The organism is Micromonospora humida, assembly GCF_016901255.1.
Taxonomy (GTDB): domain Bacteria; phylum Actinomycetota; class Actinomycetes; order Mycobacteriales; family Micromonosporaceae; genus Micromonospora; species Micromonospora wenchangensis.
In genome coordinates this window covers 57,596-76,612 of the sequence record NZ_JAFEUC010000008.1, presented here as the reverse complement: position 1 = coordinate 76,612, position 19,017 = coordinate 57,596, and the positions used below count along the sequence as shown (strand labels likewise).

The following is a 19,017-nucleotide window of genomic DNA, read 5'->3' as shown; positions in this document are numbered from 1 at the left end:
CTTTGCGAGGGGGGCGACGGTCAGGCCACGCCGAGGTAGGCCTCTTTGACCGACGGGTCGTGCAGCAGCTCCGCGCCGGTGCCGCTCTTGACGATGCGGCCGGTCTCCAGCACGTACGCCCGGTGGGCCCGGGCGAGCGCCTGCTGCGCGTTCTGCTCCACCAGCAGGATCGTGGTGCCCTGCTCGTTGATCTCGGTGATGATGGAGAAGATCTGCTGGATCAGCATCGGGGCCAGACCCATCGAGGGCTCGTCGAGCAGCAGCAGCTTGGGTCGGCTCATCAGCGCCCGGCCGACGGCCAGCATCTGCTGCTCGCCGCCGGAGAGGGTGCCGCCGGCCTGCTTGCGCCGCTCGGCCAGCCGGGGGAACAGCTCCAGCACCCGGTTGAGGTCCTGGGCGATGCCGGCCCGGTCCCGCCGGGTGTACGCGCCCATGTCGAGGTTCTCCAGCACGGTCATGCCGGGGAAGATGCCGCGACCCTCGGGGGCCTGGCACAGCCCCCGCCGGACCCGCAGGTCCGCCCGGAGCTTGGAGATGTCCTCGCCCTCGAAGCGGATCGCTCCGGAGGCGATCGGCCGGATGCCGGAGACCGCCCGCATGGTGGTGGACTTACCGGCGCCGTTCGCGCCGATCAGGGCGACGATCTCGCCCTCCCCCACGGTCAGGCTGATCCCGTGCAGCGCCTGGATGCGCCCGTACAGCAGGCTGACGTCGTCAATCTCAAGCAGCATCGTCCGGTACCCCCAGGTACGCCGCGACCACCTTCGGGTTGTCCCGCACCTCGGCGGGCAGCCCCTCGGCGATCTTCTTCCCGAACTCCAGCACCACGATCCGGTCGGTGACGCCCATGACCAGGCGCATGTCGTGCTCGATCAGCAGCACGGTCACGCCGGTGTCGCGGATCTGCCGGATGAGCTGGAGCAGCTCCTCCTTCTCCGCCGGGTTGAAGCCGGCGGCCGGCTCGTCCAGGCAGAGCAGCACCGGGTCGGTGGCCAGGGCCCGGGCGATCTCCAGCCGGCGCTGCTCGCCGTAGGACAGGTTGCGGGCGAACTCGTGCATCCGGGGCCGGATGCCGACGAACTCCAGCAGCCGCTCCGCCTTCTCCCGGCCCTCGCGCTCCTCGCGCCAGTGCCGGGGCAGCCGCAGCAGCGCCGAGACCACGCTGGTCTTGTGGTGCGCGTCGGCACCGACCTGCACGTTCTCCAGCGCGGTCATCTCCGGGAAGAGGCGGATGTTCTGGAACGTCCGCGCCATGCCCATCTTGGTGATCTGGTGCCGCTTCTTGCCGCTGATCTTCTCGCCACGGAACCGGATCTGCCCCTCGCTGGGCTGGTAGATACCGGTCATCGCGTTGAAGCAGGTGGTCTTGCCGGCGCCGTTCGGGCCGATCAGCCCGAGGATCTCCCCCTTGTAGAGGGTGAAGTCGACGTCGTTGAGCGCCACCACACCGCCGAAGCGCAGCGTGACGTGGTCGACCTCCAGCAGCGGTTCCCGCCCGGGGATGGTCTCGACGGCGGGCGCGCCCGCCTGGGCCGGAACGGCCGGGGTCTGTTCGGTGTCACTCACCGACGATCACCTCCTTGCGACGGTCCTTGAACTCCGCCGCCCGTCGTCGGTTCGGGATGAGGCCCTGCGGCCGGAAGATCATCATCACCACGAGCACCAGGCCGAAGAAGAGGAACCGGTACTCGTACAGCTCCACGCCGAACAGCTCGATGCCGCGGAACCGCTCGATCATGTACGCCACCAGGCCACCGCCGACGATCGCGCCGACGATGTTGCCCGAGCCGCCCAGGATGACCGCGGCCAGGATGATGATCGAGTTGAGCAGCTCGAAGTTCTGCGAGTTGACGAAGTTCTGCTTGCCGGCGAAGAGCGCACCGGCCAGGCCGGCGATCGCCGCGCCCGAGGCGAACGCCCAGAGCTTGAACTTGAACGTCGGCACGCCCATCAGCTGCGCGGCGTCCTCGTCCTCACGGATCGAGATCCAGGCCCGGCCGACCCGGCTGTGGGTCAGGTTCCGCACCCCGATCACCACCAGGATGATCAGCGTGAGCACCAGCCAGTAGTACGGGCGGGCGTCGAGCACCCCGAAGAACGGCTTGCCGTCGGCGTACTTGCCGGGCGGGTGCGGGATCTGGTTGAAGCCCCGCTGGCCCTTGAGGAAGTCGGAGCTGACCGCCGCGATCCGGATCATCTCGGCGAAGCCGAGCGTCACCAGCGCCAGGTAGTCACCGCGCAGCCGCAGCGTCGGGGTGCCGAGCATGACGCCGGAGACCATGGTGAGGGCGATCGCGATCGGCACCACCAGCAGCCACGGCCAGAGCGTCTTGAGGTTGCTGCTCGGCGAGGTCAACACCGCCACGGTGTACGCGCCGACGGCGAAGAAGCCGAAGTAGCCGAGGTCGAGCAGGCCGGCGAAGCCGACCACGATGTTCAGCCCGACCGCCAGCAACACGTAGATCGAGACGGTGAACAGCACCTGGGTGAAGTTGGAGCCCGTGGTCGGGATCGGCCCCAGGTACTGGTAGAACTCCTTGTTGGGCAGCGCGTAGAAGAACGCGATCAGCGCCACCAGCGCCGCCCAGCGCACCCAGCGCGGGGCGTCGTGCCACCGCTGCCCGATGGCCTCGCGGCCGTGCCGCAGCCGTGTCCCGATCCCCTGCTGCTGCTCGGGGGTCGGCGGATTAACCGTCGTCGTCATGCCCGTGCCCTTCCCAGCGATTCGCCCAGCAGACCGGTCGGCCGGAACATCAGCAGCACCACCAGCACGGCGAAGGCGGCGAAGTCCTTCCACTCGCTGCCGAACAGCCCCGATGCGTAGTTCTCCACCACACCCAGCAGCAGGCCGCCGACCAGCGCGCCCCGCAGGTTGCCGATGCCGCCGAGTACGGCGGCGGTGAACGCCTTGAGACCGAGCAGGAAGCCGACGCTGTAGGTCAGGCTCTGGATCCGCACGTCGTAGAGCAGGCCGGCGACGCCGGCCATGGTGCCACCGGCGATGAAGACCATCAGGATGATCCGGTCCTTGTTCACCCCCATCAGCGCGGCGGTGTTGGCGTCCTGGGCGACCGCCCGGATGCCCCGGCCGACCCGGCTGCGGTTGATGAACTGGTCCAGCGCGACCATCATCACCAGCGCGGCGCCGAGGGTGAGCAACTGCACCCCGTCGATCGGCACCCCGAAGATGTGGAAGAGCGGCTTCTGGCTGATCAGGATCGGTGCCCCCTCGGGACGCCGACGGGTCCAGATGCCGAACGCCTCCGAGATCGCGATGGACGCGCCGATCGCGGTGATCAGGAAGGCCAACGGCGGCGCGTTGCGCTTGCGCAGCGGCCGGTACGCCACCCGCTCGATCACGGTCGCCGTGCCGGCCGACGCGATGGCCGCGACGATCATCGCGACGAGCAGGTAGAACAGGATCGAGCCGACCCCGCTGACCTGGGAGTCCTGGTTGAGGCCGAAGCCGTTCCAGGTCCAGATGGCCGCGAACGCGCCGGCGATGAAGACCTCGGAGTGGGCGAAGTTGATGAGTCTGAGTACGCCGTAGACCAGCGTGTAGCCGAGCGCGACCAGGGCGTAGATCGCACCCTGTGTCAGGCCGGTCGTGGTGAGTTCCCCGAAGTTGGAGAACAGTCCGTCGAAGTTCACGGGAGGGCCGCTCCGTCAGGTGTGGAGAAAGAGAAGGTGCGGCCGGGAGCGAGCTCCCGGCCGCACCCGCGATCTGTCGTCAATCGCTCTCGGCGACCGTGGTCAGGACTTCGGGATCTCCTGGTCGGGGACGACCTTGCCGCCCTGCACCTTGAATGCCCACACCTTGACCTGCGCCGGGTCCAGCTCGCCACCCTCGACGAACTTGTAGCTCGACGCGACACCCTCGCCGTTGTAGCTCTTCACGAACTCCAGCAGGTCGGCCCGGGTGGTCTTCTTGGCCTTGATGCCGGCGAGCAGGATGTTCGCGGCGTCGTAGGCGGTGTCGCTGTAGGTGCCCGGGTCGGCCCCGTTGAGCGCCTTGAACTCCTCGACGAACGTGCCACGGGCCTCGGCGGCCGGCGCGCACGGGCAGGTGAGGATGGTGCCCTCGGCGGCGGCGGCACCGGCGGTGGTGATGTACGCCGGGTCGTTGGAGCCGTCACCGACGACCAGCGGGGCGGTGACGCCGGCAGCGGTGAGCTGCTTGCGGATCAGACCGGCCTCCTGGTAGTAACCGCCGAAGAAGACGGCCTTGACGCCGGCCGCCTTGACCTTGGTGACCACGCCGGAGAACTCGGTCTGCTTGCCCTCGCCCTGGACCTTGTCCGAGCCGACGACCGCGCTGCCGAGGACCTTCTTGACCTCGTCGGCCAGGCCCGCGCCGTAGGCGGACTGGTCGTCGATGACGTAGACCTTGTCGGCCTTCATCACGTTCTTGATGTAGGTGCCGGCCGCCGGGCCCTGGCTCAGGTCGTTGCCGACCGCGCGGAAGAAGGTCTTCCAGCCCTGCTGGGCGAGGCTGGGACGGGTGGCGGAGGGGGTGATGGTGACCAGGCCGGCCTCGTTGAACAGCGGGCCGGCGGCCTCGGACTCACCCGAGTAGGCCGGGCCGACGATGCCCAGGAGCTTGGTGTCGTCGATGGCCTTCTGGGCCAGACCGGGGGCCTGGTCCGGGCTGCCCTGCGAGTCGAGCTCGGACAGCTCGACCTTGCAGTCGGCGTTCTCCTTGTTGTATTTCTCGACGGCGAGCTTGACGCCGTTCTTCTCGTTGATGCCCAGCGCCGCCGAGCTGCCGGTCAGCGCGCCGAAGAACGCGATCTTGCTGCCGCAGCCGTCTCCACCGGACGCCTCGTCGTCGCTGCCGCTGGAGCAAGCGGTGCCGCCGGCGACGAGCGCCAGCATGGCGACTCCACCGATCACGCGTGCGAGCTTCTGCCTCAAGGCCGGAACCCTCCTCCGTCGCATGGTCCGAACCACCCGCTGCCTATTGGCCCTTGCGGGGGCGGACGAACCAGACCGTCGTCGCCGGTCTGGGCCGGGACGTTATCCCACCAGGAAGCTGCGACGTAAGCCCCAGCAAGCGGGGTTGATCGAACCGTTACACGCCGTGGCGGATTCGAAACGATCGCTGTAAGAACCGTCAGTTCCGAGAGATCTTCACTTTCTATTCGAAGGTGCGGGACGCCGCCGGCAACCACCCCCGCCTATAGCCACTCAAACCCGCCCCCACCAGGCATGGGAGCCCCTGCCGTCGTCGGCCAGCAGCAACAGTCGATCATCGCCGCCGGCCACCGTCAGGGCGGTGTCACCGCCATCGACCACCGTCAGCGGCACCAGGACGGAGCGCCACGACACCCCACCGTCGGTCGACACCCACGCAGCGCGACCGGCACCGTCACCGGTGACCGCCACTAGCGCGCCACCCACCACGGTCAGCCCCACCACCGACAGCACGCCCGGCCCGGTCGCCCCGAACCCGCCGACCCGCCGCCACCGCACCCCGTCGTCGGCCCGCCACACGGCGAAACCGTCGGAAATCGCCCCCACCACCACCGGTACGCCGTCGCGCAGCACCACCCGCTCCGCCCGCCCCCGACCGTCCTGCACCGGCAGCTCCGCCCGCCGAAAGGAGCGCCCGTCGACCGAGGTCCACGCGATCGGCCGCAGCGCCGACCCAGCCGCCGGCAGCAGCGAGCCGACCACCAGCCAACCCGCCGGCAGCGCCACCGCGTCGTACGCCGCCGTCCGCCCCCGGGCGTCGCCGGCCAGCTCCGGCAGCCCTTCGGCCAGGGTGAACCCGCCCGCGTCCGGCGACGTCCAGACCGCCGCGCCGTCGGCCCGGGCACCCGCGATCAACCAGCCCCCGGCACCGGCCGCCAGCCGGGCCACGCTGACCGCGCGGGGGCCGCCGAACAGCTCGAACGCCGCCGGCACCTCCCGCAACGGGTCGGCACCGTCGCGGACCCAGGTCCCGGTACGCGGGTTGCCGTGCACCCCACCGTTCTTGGCGCCCAGCGCCGCCACCCGGTCTCCGGCGCAGGCCGCCGCGTAGAGCACGTGCTGCCGGCCGTAGAACGTGCTGGCCGCGACCGGCACCGGCACCCAGCTGGCACCGTCCGCGCTGGACCAGGCAGCCGGGCGGCTCCCACCGGCGGCGTCGACGACCCCGCCGACCAGGAACCAGACCCCGGCGCAGGAGACCGCGTCGCGCAGCACCAGCCGGCCGGCCGGACCGGGCGGCACCGGCAGGGTCGCCTCCCGCCAGGCCGGCTCGACCGGCGCCGACCGGCCGCCACCCGGGCCAGCCTCGTCGTTTCCGGTTCCGGGCCGGTCGCAGCCGGCGACCAGCAGGACCAACAGAGCGCACACCACGAGCACGCGCCGGGCAGACATGCATCGATGCTAGGCAGCGGAGCCCCGCCGTGGGGGGCGGGTCGGGCCGCCCGACCGGCGGCCGGCCCGACCGGTCCGGAGACGGGAGCCGGGCGATCGGGGGCGGCGGCCACCGGCCGACCGGTACGCCGTGGTGCGCCCTGTCGCTCCCGGTGGTCACCGGCGTGTGACGGACCGCGCCTTCACCGGTCGACGTCAGGACGGAACCGGACGACCGTCGGGGCGGATTCGTCCGCCGGTTCGGAGCGGGCCGCCGCGTCGACCGGACAGGGTAGGCCGCCGGGCGGGGAGGAAAGACGGACCGATCGGCGACCGGTGCGCCGACGGGTCAGGAGGTGGGCTGCTCGGCGATCTCGCCACCGGCGGTCTCGGCGAGGATCCGCTCGGCGACCTCCTTCATGGTCATCCGGTGGTCCATCGCGGTGCGCTGGATCCATTTGAACGCCTGCGGCTCGGTCATCCCGTACGTCGTCATCAGCGCGCCCTTGGCGCGTTCGACGGTCTTGCGGATCTCCAGCCGGTCGGTGAGGCCGGCCACCTCGGACTCCAGGGCGGCGATCTCGGAGTAGCGGGACAGCGCGATCTCCACCGCCGGCACCAGGTCGCTCTTCTGGAACGGCTTGACCAGGTAGGCCATCGCGCCGGCGGCCCGCGCCCGTTCCACCAGGTCACGCTGGCTGAACGCGGTCAGGATGATCACCGGGGCGATCCGGGCGCCGGCGATCCGCTCGGCGGCGGCCAGGCCGTCCATGATCGGCATCTTGATGTCGAGGATGACGAGGTCAGGCTTGAGCTCCTCGGCCAACCGGACGGCGGTCTCGCCGTCACCGGCCTCGCCGACGACCTCGTAACCCTCCTCGACCAGCATCTCGGCCAGGTCCAGTCGGATGAGCGCCTCGTCCTCGGCGATCAGCACCCGCCTGCGCTCGGCATCCGTCTGCGTCTCGGCCACCAGCCCTACCCCCACCATCGATCCCACACCGGCTACCACCCATGCTCCCGCATGAGCCTAGTCGGGTACAGTGAGCCACGCGCCCCTCGGGGTGACGCCGGGATGATGGAATCGGCAGACATGAATGCCTCAAAAGCATTTGCCTTAACAGGCGTGCGGGTTCGAGTCCCGCTCCCGGCACCTTGTCACACACCTGTTCGATGATGCCCCGGTGCATCCACCAGAGATCCGGGCCCGCGCCCGGCAGGTGCACCGCGCCGGCGGTTCGGTCGCCGACGCGGCACGTGCCGTCGGCCTTCCCTACCGCACCGTCTGGCACTGGTGCAACGACCGTCCCGAGGCGCGCCAGCAGGGCACCGAGCTGCGGTGCTTCCGGTGCCGGGACGGGCTCGACGGTCCCGCCGACCCGGCGGCGTACGCCTATCTCCTCGGCCTGTACCTCGGCGACGGCCACCTGGTGACGACGGCCCGGGTGCCCGTGCTGCGGATCTACTGTGCCGCCGCCTGGCCGGGGCTGGTCGACGCGTGCGACCTGGCCATGCGGGCCGTGCTCGCCACGACGGTGCAGCGGGTGCGCAAACAGGGCTGCGTGGGCGTGCAGAGCTACGGCCGGCACTGGCCGTGCCTGTTTCCCCAGCACGGGCCCGGCCGCAAGCACGAACGCCGGATCGGCCTGGCCGACTGGCAACGCGAGATCGTCCAGCGCCGGCCGGGCGACTTCCTGCGGGGTCTGTTCCACTCCGCCGGCTGCCGGGTGGACAACCGGGTGACCGTGCGGGGTCGACCGTACGTCTACCCGCGCTACCACTTCAGCAACGAGTCCACCCACATCATGGGCCTCTGCCGGTGGGCGCTCGACCTGCTCGGTGTCGCCTGGACGATGAACCGCCGCAACTGCCTGTCGGTGGCACGGCGGACGGCGGTCGCCACCCTGGACGGCCACGTCGGCCCCAAGCACTGACTCGCCAGCGGGGCCGGCCGCCGTAACGGACGCTCACCCCGCCGCGAGCGCTCGGGCCAGGTCGGTCCACAGGTCCTCGGGGTCCTCCAGGCCGACCGAGATCCGCAGCAGCCCGTCGCCCGGCTTCGCCTTCCCGGCCACCGGCCGGTGGGTCAGCGAGGCGGGATGCTGGATCAGGGTGTCCACCCCGCCCAGCGACACCGCGTGGGTGATCAGCCGGCAGGCCCCGGCGACCCGGGCGGCGGCCGCCGCGCCACCGCGTACCTCGAAGGCGAGCAGGCTTCCGGTGCCGGCGAGCTGCCGGCCGACCAGCCCGGCCGGGTCGTGCACCGAGGGGTGGTGGACCCGCGCGACGGCGGGATGCCCGGCGAGCCGCAGGGCCAGCTTCTCCGCGCCGGCCTGCTGTGCGCGGACCCGCAACGGCAACGTCTGCAGGCCCCGGTGCAGCAGGTACGCGCCGAGCGGGTGCAGCACCGCGCCGGTGACCGCGCGCACCTGGCGCAACCGGGCGGCCCAGCCGGCGTCGCAGGCCACCACCCCGGCGAGTACGTCGCCGTGCCCGCCGATGCTCTTGGTGGCGCTGTGCAGGACGAGCGCGGCGCCGTGCCGGGCCGGCTGTTGGAGCACGGGGGTGGCGACGGTGTTGTCGACCAGCAGCGGGACGTCGCCCACGGCTGCGGCCAGGGCGGCGATGTCGACGAGGTCGAGGGTGGGGTTGGCCGGGGTCTCCACGACGACCAGGCCGGTGTCGGCCCGTACGGCGTCGGCGACCTCGTCGGGACGGGCCCAGCTGACCTCGGTGCCGAGCAGGCCGGTGGCGAGCACGTGGTCGGTGCCCCCGTAGAGGGGACGGACGGCGACGACGTGCCGGCGACCGTCCCGGGTGGCCGCGAGCAGGGCCGCGGTGAGCGCGGCCATGCCGCTGGCGAAGGCGACCGCCGCCGGGGTGCCTTCGAGGGCGGCCAGCGCGGTCTCGAAGCGGGCCACGGTGGGATTCCACAGCCGCTGGTAGACGGCGCTGTCGCCGGGCGGGAGGGTGCCGCCGGTGGCGAGCAGTTCGTAGGCCGCGCCGCCGGCCTCGACCGACGGCAGCGGGTTGGTGGTGGACAGGTCGATCGGCGGTACGTGCACCCCGAGGGCGGCGAGTTCCTCCCGGCCGGCGTGCACGGCCCGGGTGTCCACGGACGTGTCGTCGAGGGTCGTTCCGACGCTGGTGGTGGGGTTCATGCCGTAGCCGCCGTCATGTCGGAAGCCTCGAACATCAGCATGACGACAGGCAAGACCTTCGAACGATATTCTGGCGAGGCAACTTTTCCTGTGCACGGATTCGCGGAAGGATGCGGGGATGCCCTCCGCACCGAACGATGTACGACCCTTCGCCACCCTGGACGACGTCGACCGCGCGATCCTGGCCGAACTGGCCGCCGACGGCCGGCTGCCGAACAACGCCCTCGCTGAACGGGTGGGGGTGGCCCCGTCGACCTGCCTGACCCGGACCCGGGCGCTGCGGGACTGCGGGGCGATCCGGGGCTTCCACGCCGAGGTGGACCCGGCGGCGGTGGGGTTGCCGTTGCAGGCGCTGGTGTCGGTCCGGCTGACCGCGCACGAGCGGGCCGCGGTGGACGCCTTCCGGGCCCGTTCGGTACGGCTGCCCGGGGTGGTGTCGGTGTTCCACGTGGCGGGCGCGGAGGACTACGTGCTGCACGTCCGGGCGGCGTCGGGTGACGCGCTGCGCGACTTCGTCCTGGACCAGTTGGCGGTGGACCCGGCGGTGCAGCACACCCAGACCAGCCTGATCTTCGAGCAGGCCCGTGGCCGGGGCTGACCCCGGCCCCCGGCCACCGCCTGCCGGCCGGCCACGGTCCGGCCGCTCGTCCGCTCGTCCGCCCGCTCGCCCGCCCGCCGAGATCGACTCAATGGCAGCGATGTTGCGGTATCCGCAGCGCCTGATGCCGCGACATGGCTGATGTTGCGGTGTCCGCCTCCCCCGACCCCGGGCCGGGCACGGCCCCCGGACCCGGGCCCGGACCCGGGCGAGGCCCGCGGAACCACGGACCGGGCCCGACCAGGGAACAAGTCCGGGCCGGGGCGGGTTGGGAACAGGCGTGATCGACGTACCGTTGTCTGTTCTTGATCTTGCTCCGGTCGCCGCCGGGGCCACCGCCTCCGAGGCGCTCGGGCACACCACCGAGCTGGCCCGGCGGACCGAGGAACTGGGCTACCGCCGGTTCTGGGTGGCCGAGCACCACAACATGCCGGCGATCGCCAGCTCCGCGCCGGCGGTGCTGCTCGCCCACCTGGCGGCGCACACCACCACGATCCGGCTGGGCTCGGGCGGGGTGATGCTGCCCAACCACGCGCCGCTGGTGGTCGCCGAACAGTTCGGCACCCTGGAGGCTCTGCACCCGGGGCGGATCGACCTGGGCATCGGCCGGGCCCCGGGCACCGACCAGCGCACCGCGCTGGCGCTGCGGCGGACCATGGAGGGGCTGTCGGCGGAGGGCTTCCCCCGGGAGCTGGCCGACCTGATGAACTACTTCAGCGGCGACGACCCGGGCGCGATCACCGCCAGCCCGGGGCTGGGCCAGTCCCCCGCCGTCTGGCTGCTCGGCTCCAGCGGGTTCAGCGCCCAGCTCGCCGGGCTGCTCGGATTGCCGTTCTCGTTCGCGCACCACTTCAGCTCCCAGCACACGCTGCCCGCGCTCCAGCTCTACCGGCAGAGTTTCCGGCCGTCGCGCTGGCTGACCGAGCCGTACGCGATGGTGGCGGTGAACGTGGTCTGCGCCGACACCGACGAGCGGGCCGAGTGGCTGTCCGGGCCGGCCGGGCTGTCGTTCCTCAAGCTGCGCTCGGGGCGGCCGGAGCCGCTGGCCAGCCCCGACGACGCCGCCGGGTATCCGTACACCGAGATCGAGCGGGAGTTCGTCCGGCAGCGCCGCGACGGGCAGGCGATGGGCTCGCCGGAGACGGTCCGTCGGCAGCTCACCGAGCTGCTGGCCCGCACCGGCGCGAACGAGCTGATGCTCACCACCATGGTGTACGACGTGGCCGACCGGGTGCGCTCGTTCGAGCTGGTGGCCGAGAAGGTGGTCGGCGGGCTCTCCCGGGGCGTCTGAAACACGCTCTTCATAGCGACGTCACCCCACCGTTGCGGACGACCTCTAACTTTATTACCGGTGGTGGTACGGCACTCCCGGTCGGGACGGGTCGGGGGTGCTGCGGTGTGGTGCACCGGGTCGCCAGCTGAGCGGATTCCGCGGCTGGCGACCCGGTGCCTGCTTTGTGGGGCCCGGCCAGCGCCGGGCCCGCACCGTCAACGCAGGTAGATGTTGGGCGTGGGCGGGGTGGACATGCCGTCACCGATGAAGAAGCCCGGGTGCGGCGGCTGGTTGTAGGCGGTGTTCTGCCAGGCGATCGCCGCGCGGTACTGGGCGTCGTGCATCAGCGTGTAGATCCGGGTGCTGGTCGGCGTGGGCGTGCTGTAGATCCGCAGCGCCCGGCTGTCGCCGGTGCGCCAGATCACCTCCTCGCGCCAGTCGCCGAGGATGTCGCCGGACAGCGCCGGGGTCGACTTGGTGCCGTTGTTGGAGGCCACGTCGCTGCCGGTGAGCAGCCGGGTCTCGCCGCCGGTGCCGTACTTGTCGATCTTGGTGGCGTCGAGGAGTTCGCGTACCGGGTCACCGTCCCACCAGGCGAGGAAGTTCGCCGACGACGGCTTGCGGCCGATGTTCTGCCCCCGGGTGTTGGCCAGCCCGTCGACCGCCGACGACCACGACTCGGCACCGGGGCTGCCGGCCCAGATGTCCGCCGAGACGCCCCGGCCGTTGTCGCCGTTGGCCGCGGTCTTCCAGATGATCTGGCCGGTACGCGCGTCGGCGAACCAGGAGCTGGGCTTGCTGGCGTCCTCGTCGACCTTGAAGACCTCCAGGCCGGAACGGCTCGGGTCCAGGTCACCGACGTGCAGGGCGTCGCCGTGACCGTTGCCGGTCGAGTAGAGCAACCGGCCGTTGTCGTCGATGGTGGCCGCGCCGTACACGATCTCCTGCCGGCCGTCGGCGTCGACGTCGGCCACCGAGAGCTGGTGGTTGCCCTGGCCGGCGGCGGCGGAGTTGCCGGAGGCGTTGGAGTCGAACGTCCACCGCTTGGTCAGCGTGCCGTTGCGGAAGTCCCAGGCGGCGATCACCGCGCGGGTGTAGTAGCCGCGCGCCATGATCAGGGACGGCCGCTGACCGTCCAGGTAGGCGGTGCCGGCGAGGAACCGGTCGACCCGGTTGCCGTACGAGTCGCCCCAGGAGGAGACGGTGCCGCGCGGCGGGTCGTAGTTGACGGTGGAGGCGATCGCGCCGGTCTGCCCGTTGAACATGGTCAGGTACTCGGGGCCGGACAGCACGTAGCCGCTGGAGTTGCGGTAGTCCGCCGACGACGAGCCGATCAGCTGACCGGTGCCGGAGCGGGTGCCGTCGGCGGTCTTCATGGCCACCTCGGCCTTGCCGTCGCCGTCGTAGTCGTACACCTGGAACTGGGTGTAGTGGGCCCCGGCACGGATGTTGCGGCCCAGGTCGATGCGCCACAACCGGCTGCCGGTGAGGGTGTACGCGTCGACGTAGACGTTGCCGGTGTAGCCGGACTGGCTGTTGTCCTTGGCGTTGGACGGGTCCCACTTGAGCACGATCTCGTAGTCGCCGTCGCCGTCGAGGTCACCGACGCTGGCGTCGTTGGCCGAGTAGCTGTACGCCTCCCCGGCCGGGGTGGTGCCGCCGGCCGGCGGCTGGATCGGCACGTCCAGGTAGCCGTTGGCGAACTGGAGGGCGGGCGCGGACGCCGCCTGCTCGGCACCGCCCACCACGGCCCGCACGGTGTACGCCGAGCCGGCCGCCGCCCCGCTGTCCAGGTAGTTGGTGGCGCCGGTGATCGGTGCGGCGTTGACCCTGGTGGAGCCCCGGTAGAGGTTGAACGACACCCCGGCGGTCTCGGTGCCCAGCAGCCGCCACGAGACCAGGTTCCCGTTGCCGGAGCGGACGCTGATCAGCCCCCGGTCGAGATCCTCCAGCTGCTTGGCCCCGGCCGGCGGGTCGGTCGGCGGGGGCGTGGTCGGCGGCGGTGTCGTCGGGGGTGGTGTGGTCGGTGGCGGCGTGGTGGGTGGGGGCGTGGTCGGCGGCGCGGTCGTTCCGGGCGCGGTGCCGCCGGTGCAGGTCGTGCCGTTGAGGGCGAAGCTGTCAGGCGTCGGGTTGCTGGCGTTGTTCCACGACGCGTTGAAGCCGAAGTTCGCGGTGCCGTTGGTGCCCAGCGCCGCGTTGTAACCGGCGTCCTTGGCGCTGACCTGCGCCCCGGACTGGGTGACCGTGGCGTTCCACGCCTGGGTGACCTGCTGGCCTGCGGTGTAGGACCAGGTCAACGTCCAGCCGTTGATCGGGTCACCGAGGTTGGTGACGAGGACGTCGGCGCCGAAGCCGCCGCCCCACTGGCTACTGATCTTGTAGTCGACCCGGCAGCCGGCGGCGGCGGCCGAGGCCGTCACGGCGGTGAGGGTGCCGGCGGCGAGGGTGGTGGCCGCGGCGGCGGCGAGCAGCGCGGCGCGACGACGGGTGGGGCTCAGGTGCACGGAAAACGCCTTTCGCGGAGGTCAGCGCACGGTGGCGAAGCCGGCCTGCCCGGGCCGGCGGGATGACGCCGCGCTGACGGTGGTGACGGACGCCTTTGCATCGACGTCCATAGTTCGACTCCGCGCAGTCGGATCGTAGGACAACGCTTTCCGCCCGCACAAGCCGTACCCGCTCTTGCCCCCGGCCGGCCCACCTGATCGACTCGGCGGATGGCTGAGCACATGGACCCCGAGGAGTTCCGCCGCGCCGGGTACGCGGTGGTCGACTGGGTCGCCGACTACTGGCGGACGCTGGACCGACGCCCGGTCACCCCGCAGGACCCGCCCGGCACGGTCACCGCCGCCCTGCCGGCCGGCCCGCCCGCGCACGGCGAGCCGGTCGCGGCGATGCTGGCCGACCTGGACGCGATCATCGCGCCCCAGGTCACCCACTGGCAGCACCCCGGCTTCTTCGGCTACTTCCCGGCCAACACCAGCGGCCCCAGCGTGCTGGCCGACCTGGTCAGCTCGGGCCTGGGCAGCCAGGGCATGCTCTGGGCCACCAACCCGGCCGGCACCGAACTGGAGACGGTCGTGCTGGACTGGCTGGCCGACCTGATGGACCTGCCCGCGAGGTTCCGCTCCACCGGCACCGGCGGCGGCGTCATCCAGGACTCCGCCTCCTCGGCGACCCTGGTCGCCACCCTGGCCGCCCTGCACCGGGCCAGCGGCGGACGCTGGCGCGACGTCGGCGTCGACCGCCGCTACCGGGCGTACACCTCGACGCACGGGCACTCCTCGATCGAGAAGGCGGCCCGCATCGCCGGTCTCGGCGAGGCGGGCGTCCGGACCGTCGCGGTGGACCCGACGACCCAGGCGATGCGGCCGGCGGCGCTACGCGCGGCGATCGAGGCGGACCTGACCGAAGGCGTGGTGCCCGCCATCGTGGTGGCGACCATCGGGACCACCTCCACCACCGCCGTCGACCCGCTGCCGGAGATCGGCGCGATCTGCGCCCGGTACGGCGTGTGGCTGCACGTCGACGCAGCCTACGCCGGGGCGGCGGCGGTCTGCCCCGAGCTGCGCTGGACGCACGCCGGGGTGGAGCACGCCGACTCGTACTGCTTCGACCCGCACAAGTGGCTGCTCACCGGATTCGACTGCGACGCCTTCTGGGTGGCCGACCGGGGCGAGCTGATCGAGGCGCTGACCGTCATGCCGGAGTTCCTGCGCAACGCGGCGAGCGAATCCGGCGCGGTGATCGACTACCGGGACTGGCAGGTGCCACTGGGCCGCCGGTTCCGGGCGCTGAAACTCTGGTTCGTCCTGCGCTGGTACGGCGTCGAGGGGCTGCGTGCGCACCTGCGCGCAGGGATCGCCCTGGCCGACCGGTTCGCCGCCCTGGTCCGCGCCGACGACCGGTTCGCCCTCGCCGCCCCGCACCCGTTCTCCCTGGTCACGTTCCGGCTGCGGGCCGGTGACGAGGCCGGCGCGGCGCTGCTGGCCCGGGTCAACGACAGCGGGCAGGTCTACCTGACCCACACCCGGGTCAACGGGCGGTACACCCTGCGCCTGGCCGTCGGCTCGCCGTTGACCGGGCCGGAGCACGTGGACCGGGCCTGGGCGCTGCTGTCGGCGGCGGCGACCGACCTGCTCGCCGGGCACCCGACCCCGGCCGGCCCCGCCCCGGGCGGCACGCTTCCCGGGTGACCGTCGCCGCCCCGTGCCGGGTCACCGGCGGTGCGCGACGGGCGGCGTACCCCTGTCGGGGTTCAGCGCTCGACGACGGCCAGCCGGTCGTCGTCGGCCCCGGCCGGCGCGGACCCGGCGACGGCTGCGGCCCCGACGACGGCAGCCGCGGTGTCCGGCGACGGCGTCGCACCGACGGCGGGCGTGTCGGCGGTGGCGACGGCAGTGGTGGTGGCGGCGGTGGCGGCGTCGACGATGGCGCGGGCGCGGCGGGTGCGGCGCAGCGCCCGGACGGCGAACGTCAGGGCGACCACCCAGCCCACGGCGAGCAGCACGTAGACCACCGGGCGGACGGTCGAGCCGGCGTCACCGGCCTTGAGCAGGATGCGGGCGTTGGTCAGCACGATCACCCCGCCGATGGTCGCGCCCAGCAGTTGGGCGGGGACGATCCGCACCAGCCAGGCGGCCACCGGCGCGGCGATCAGGCCGCCGATCAGCAGCGCCGCGACGGTCGGCAGCAGGAAGCCCTCGCTGCCCAGGCCGATCAGGAAGCCGATGCTGGCCGCCCCGGCCACCACAAACTCGGCGGTGTCCACCGAACCGATCACCTTGCGGGGCTCCATCCGGCCGGAGACCAGCAGTGCCGGGGTGGCCACCGGGCCCCATCCCCCGCCGCCGGTGGCGTCGACGAACCCGGCGACCAGGCCCAGTGGGCCGAGGAACCGGCCGCGCAGCCGCCCGGCGCCGGAACGCTGGCGCAGCGGCCGGGAGAAGCGCACCAGCAGGTACGCGCCGAGGGTGAACAGGATGCCGGCCATCCACGGGGCGGCGTTCTCGGTGGAGATGGAGCTGAGGAAGGTGGCCCCGACGAACGCGCCGACCGCGCCGGGCAGGGCGATCCGGGTCACCACCCGCCAGTCGACGTTGCCGAACCGCCAGTGGGCGACACCGGCGGCGAGCGTGGTGCCGATCTCGGCGAGGTGCACCGACGCCGAGGCGGCGGCCGGGGCGACCCCGACGAAGAGCAGCAGGGTCGACGAGGTCAGCCCGTACGCCATGCCGAGCGCGCCGTCGACGAGCTGCGCGGCCAACCCGACCAGAGCGAGGATCAGAAGCTTGCGCACGAGCCCTCCGAACTTTTCGGCATCTCCTATCGACTTGGTCGAGAATGCGGCACGGGACGCTCCCCGGTCAACCCCCAGATCGGTGGGTGGGACGGGCCCGGCGCAGCGGGACGCCCCGGACTGAACCCCGCAGACCAGGTCAGACGCCGGCAGACCGGGTGCGGTGGGCAGGTCCGGCGGGCCCGGTGCGGCAGGCAGGTACGGCGGGCCGGGTACGGCCCGGGGGCGTCAGCTCCAGGCGCGCGGGTCGGCAGCCAGCTCGGTGATCCGGCCCGGCAGCACCCCGGCCGCCACGTCGGCGATGGTGACCTGCTCCAGGATCTCCCGTTCGCTGGCCCGCAGCGCGATCCAGACCTCCTGCAACGCGCGGGCCGCGCCGTGGTAGCCGAGCTGCTCGGGACGCTGCCCCCGCACGTGGGCCAGCGGACCGTCGATCACCCGGATCACCTCGGCGAGGGAGATCTCCGCCGCCGGCCGGGCCAGCCAGTAGCCGCCCTCCGGGCCCCGCTGGGCGTGCACGATGCCACCCCGGCGCAGCTGGAGCAGGATGCTCTCCAGGAACTTCGGCGGGATGTCCTGCGACCGGGCGATCTGCTCGGCGGTGACCGGCCGGGACCGGCCGGAGTCCGCGCCATCGGCGACCGACGCGAGTTCGGCCGCCGCACGCAGTGCGTAGTCGACCCGGGCGGAGAGGCGCATGGCCGCAAGGTTAGTCGCCGGCCCCGCCGGCCGGACCGCCACCCTCCACCGAACGGCCAGGGTGGGCTGTCCCGGTGGCGTGGGCATGGCACCATACCCGTGTCGCCGGCAGGGTCGCCGGTGGCGGACACCAGCGCACCGGAGCACAGGCCGATAGGGGCAGCGACAGCGATGCCGGACGTGACGCCGCTGAACCCGCGGGACCCGCGCCAGGCCGGGCCGTACGAGCTGATCGGTCGGCTCGGCGCGGGCGGTCAGGGTGTGGTCTACCTGGGCCGCGACGAGCAGGGCAAGTGGGTCGCGGTCAAAGTCATCAACGTGGACCTGCACCAGCATCCCCGGGCGAAGGCCCAGTTCGTCAAGGAGATCGCCGCCGCCCGCCGGGTAGCGCCGTTCTGCACCGCCCAGATCCTCTTCGCCGACGTGGACGGTGAGCTGCCCTACGTGGTCAGCGAGTTCATCGAGGGCGTCACCCTGCAACGGCACGTCCGCGAGCAGGGGCCGGTCGCCGGCAACGCACTGCACCGGCTGGCCGTCGGCACCGCCACCGCGCTCGCCGCGATCCACCAGTCCGACGTGGTGCACTGCGACCTGAAGCCGGACAACGTGATCCTCGCGGCGGACGGCCCCCGGGTGATCGACTTCGGCATCGCCCGCGCGCTGGACGTCACCGAGACGATGACCAGCCGGATCATGGGCACCGCCACCTACATGGCCCCCGAACGGTTCCGCGACGACGAGGTCGGCCCCGCCAGCGACGTTTTCGCCTGGGCCGGGACGATCGCCTTCGCGGCGGGTGGTCAGCCGCCGTTCGGTACCGGCCCGGTCGTCGCGGTGATGCACCGGGTCCTGCACGAGCCGCCGGACCTGACCGGGCTCACCGGTCCGCTCGCCACCCTGATCGGGCAGTGCCTGGACAAGGACCACCGGGTCCGGCCCACCGCCCAGGAGGTGCTGCTGCGGCTGCTCGGGCGCGACGCCCACCCGAGCGGCGAGGTGCCGTTGCAGAGCGTGCTGCGGGCCGGCACCGACGCCGCGGCCACCCAGCACGTTCCGCGTACCGTGGCCGCCACCCCGCCGGCCGCACCGGTCGTCGCGGCAGCCGACCCGTGGCCGACGACGGCGGCGGCGGACCCCTGGCCGACCGCCGGGGTGGCGCAGGCCCCGCCGGGCATCCCGGCCGCCCCGCAGCCGACCGACGACCCGGTGCCGACGCCGTGGCCCACCACGTCGACCGCCCACCCCACGCCGCCGACGCCGACCGCCCCACCGGCGACGGCCTGGTCCGCCCCGGCGGCTCCCACCCCGTCCGCCGCCACGGACCGGCCGGCCACCCCGACAGCAGCGGCCCGGGACGGCTTCGGCCGGCGGCTGCGTCGACAGTGGGCCGACCCGTGGGGGATGTCCCTCGCGTTCCTCCTCGGCGCGGTCGGCTTCGCCACCGGGTACGTCGCCAGCACCGACGTGGGCACCGCCGCCGCCGTCGGTCTGCTCGCCCTCGTCGTGGTCTACGGTGTCCGTCTGCTCGTCGCCGCCGCGCTGACCCCGTCCGGCCCGCCGGACGGCCAGGTGGCGCAGCCCGGCACCCGGCCAGCGCCGGCACCCCGCACCGACGCCTGACCCACCGAACGAACCCCTGGAGGAG

16 protein-coding genes and 1 tRNA gene are annotated in these 19,017 nt (G+C 72.5%); 6 read left to right on the top strand and 11 right to left on the bottom strand.

What is annotated here, in order from left to right; all coding sequences use genetic code 11:
- Positions 1–20: 20 nt before the first annotated feature.
- The 7 genes from JQX11_RS17565 to JQX11_RS17535 form a co-directional block, all read right to left on the bottom strand.
- Positions 21–731: an ABC transporter ATP-binding protein gene (locus tag JQX11_RS17565; protein WP_204926046.1), complete on the bottom strand. Its 711-nt coding sequence runs from the start codon at positions 729–731 to the stop codon at positions 21–23.
- Complete coding sequence (locus tag JQX11_RS17560) at positions 721–1,566, bottom strand: ABC transporter ATP-binding protein (protein ID WP_372444604.1); 846 nt, start codon at positions 1,564–1,566, stop codon at positions 721–723. The genes JQX11_RS17565 and JQX11_RS17560 overlap by 11 nt, the downstream gene beginning before the upstream one ends.
- Positions 1,559–2,704: a branched-chain amino acid ABC transporter permease gene (locus JQX11_RS17555; RefSeq protein WP_204926045.1), complete on the bottom strand. Its 1,146-nt coding sequence runs from the start codon at positions 2,702–2,704 to the stop codon at positions 1,559–1,561. Before JQX11_RS17555 ends, JQX11_RS17560 begins: the two co-directional genes overlap by 8 nt.
- Positions 2,701–3,651 carry a branched-chain amino acid ABC transporter permease gene (locus JQX11_RS17550; RefSeq protein ID WP_204926044.1) on the bottom strand — a complete coding sequence of 317 codons (951 nt, stop codon included), beginning with the start codon at positions 3,649–3,651 and terminating at the stop codon, positions 2,701–2,703. Before JQX11_RS17550 ends, JQX11_RS17555 begins: the two co-directional genes overlap by 4 nt.
- Positions 3,652–3,753: 102 nt before the next feature.
- Positions 3,754–4,914, bottom strand: coding sequence for a branched-chain amino acid ABC transporter substrate-binding protein (locus JQX11_RS17545; RefSeq protein ID WP_204926043.1), 1,161 nt, complete (start codon positions 4,912–4,914; stop codon positions 3,754–3,756).
- 273 nt (positions 4,915–5,187) lie between these two features.
- Positions 5,188–6,366, bottom strand: coding sequence for a hypothetical protein (locus tag JQX11_RS17540; protein WP_204926042.1), 1,179 nt, complete (start codon positions 6,364–6,366; stop codon positions 5,188–5,190).
- A 328-nt stretch (positions 6,367–6,694) separates the two neighbouring features.
- Entirely contained in the window at positions 6,695–7,318 is a 624-nt protein-coding gene (locus JQX11_RS17535) for an ANTAR domain-containing response regulator (protein ID WP_088643111.1), read from the bottom strand.
- Positions 7,319–7,414: 96 nt separating this feature from the next.
- Between JQX11_RS17535 and JQX11_RS17530 the strand changes: the two genes are divergently transcribed.
- Positions 7,415–7,498 (top strand) — tRNA-Leu (locus JQX11_RS17530).
- Between the two features lie 31 nt (positions 7,499–7,529).
- The gene (locus tag JQX11_RS17525) at positions 7,530–8,279 is read left to right on the top strand and encodes a transcriptional regulator (protein WP_204926041.1); all 750 of its coding nucleotides are present in this window, start codon (positions 7,530–7,532) and stop codon (positions 8,277–8,279) included.
- Between the two features lie 33 nt (positions 8,280–8,312).
- Here the strand turns inward: JQX11_RS17525 and JQX11_RS17520 are convergent, their stop codons facing one another.
- On the bottom strand, positions 8,313–9,506 hold the full coding sequence (locus JQX11_RS17520) for a trans-sulfuration enzyme family protein (protein ID WP_204926040.1): 1,194 nt from the start codon (positions 9,504–9,506) through the stop codon (positions 8,313–8,315).
- Positions 9,507–9,624: 118 nt separating this feature from the next.
- Here JQX11_RS17520 and JQX11_RS17515 point away from each other — a divergent pair, with 118 nt between their 5' ends.
- Together JQX11_RS17515 and JQX11_RS17510 are read left to right on the top strand one after the other, a co-directional pair.
- Positions 9,625–10,104, top strand: a complete 480-nt coding sequence (locus JQX11_RS17515; protein ID WP_145920916.1) for an Lrp/AsnC family transcriptional regulator — start codon at positions 9,625–9,627, stop codon at positions 10,102–10,104.
- A gap of 280 nt (positions 10,105–10,384) precedes the next feature.
- Complete coding sequence (locus JQX11_RS17510) at positions 10,385–11,395, top strand: LLM class flavin-dependent oxidoreductase (RefSeq protein ID WP_307826226.1); 1,011 nt, start codon at positions 10,385–10,387, stop codon at positions 11,393–11,395.
- Positions 11,396–11,592: 197 nt separating this feature from the next.
- Here the strand turns inward: JQX11_RS17510 and JQX11_RS17505 are convergent, their stop codons facing one another.
- Positions 11,593–13,881: a rhamnogalacturonan lyase family protein gene (locus JQX11_RS17505; RefSeq protein ID WP_204926038.1), complete on the bottom strand. Its 2,289-nt coding sequence runs from the start codon at positions 13,879–13,881 to the stop codon at positions 11,593–11,595.
- 210 nt (positions 13,882–14,091) lie between these two features.
- Here JQX11_RS17505 and JQX11_RS17500 point away from each other — a divergent pair, with 210 nt between their 5' ends.
- Positions 14,092–15,570 (top strand): pyridoxal-dependent decarboxylase, encoded by a 1,479-nt coding sequence (locus tag JQX11_RS17500; protein ID WP_232378079.1) that lies wholly within the window; start codon positions 14,092–14,094, stop codon positions 15,568–15,570.
- A 62-nt stretch (positions 15,571–15,632) separates the two neighbouring features.
- Here JQX11_RS17500 and JQX11_RS17495 read toward each other — a convergent pair whose 3' ends face one another.
- Together JQX11_RS17495 and JQX11_RS17490 are read right to left on the bottom strand one after the other, a co-directional pair.
- A complete protein-coding gene (locus JQX11_RS17495) occupies positions 15,633–16,673 on the bottom strand; it encodes a sulfite exporter TauE/SafE family protein (RefSeq protein WP_204926037.1) in 1,041 nt (346 codons plus the stop codon).
- Positions 16,674–16,901: 228 nt separating this feature from the next.
- Entirely contained in the window at positions 16,902–17,372 is a 471-nt protein-coding gene (locus JQX11_RS17490; protein ID WP_204926036.1) for an RrF2 family transcriptional regulator, read from the bottom strand.
- Between the two features lie 171 nt (positions 17,373–17,543).
- Between JQX11_RS17490 and JQX11_RS17485 the strand changes: the two genes are divergently transcribed.
- Positions 17,544–18,992 (top strand): serine/threonine-protein kinase, encoded by a 1,449-nt coding sequence (locus JQX11_RS17485; RefSeq protein ID WP_204926035.1) that lies wholly within the window; start codon positions 17,544–17,546, stop codon positions 18,990–18,992.
- The last annotated feature ends 25 nt before the right edge of the window (positions 18,993–19,017 follow it).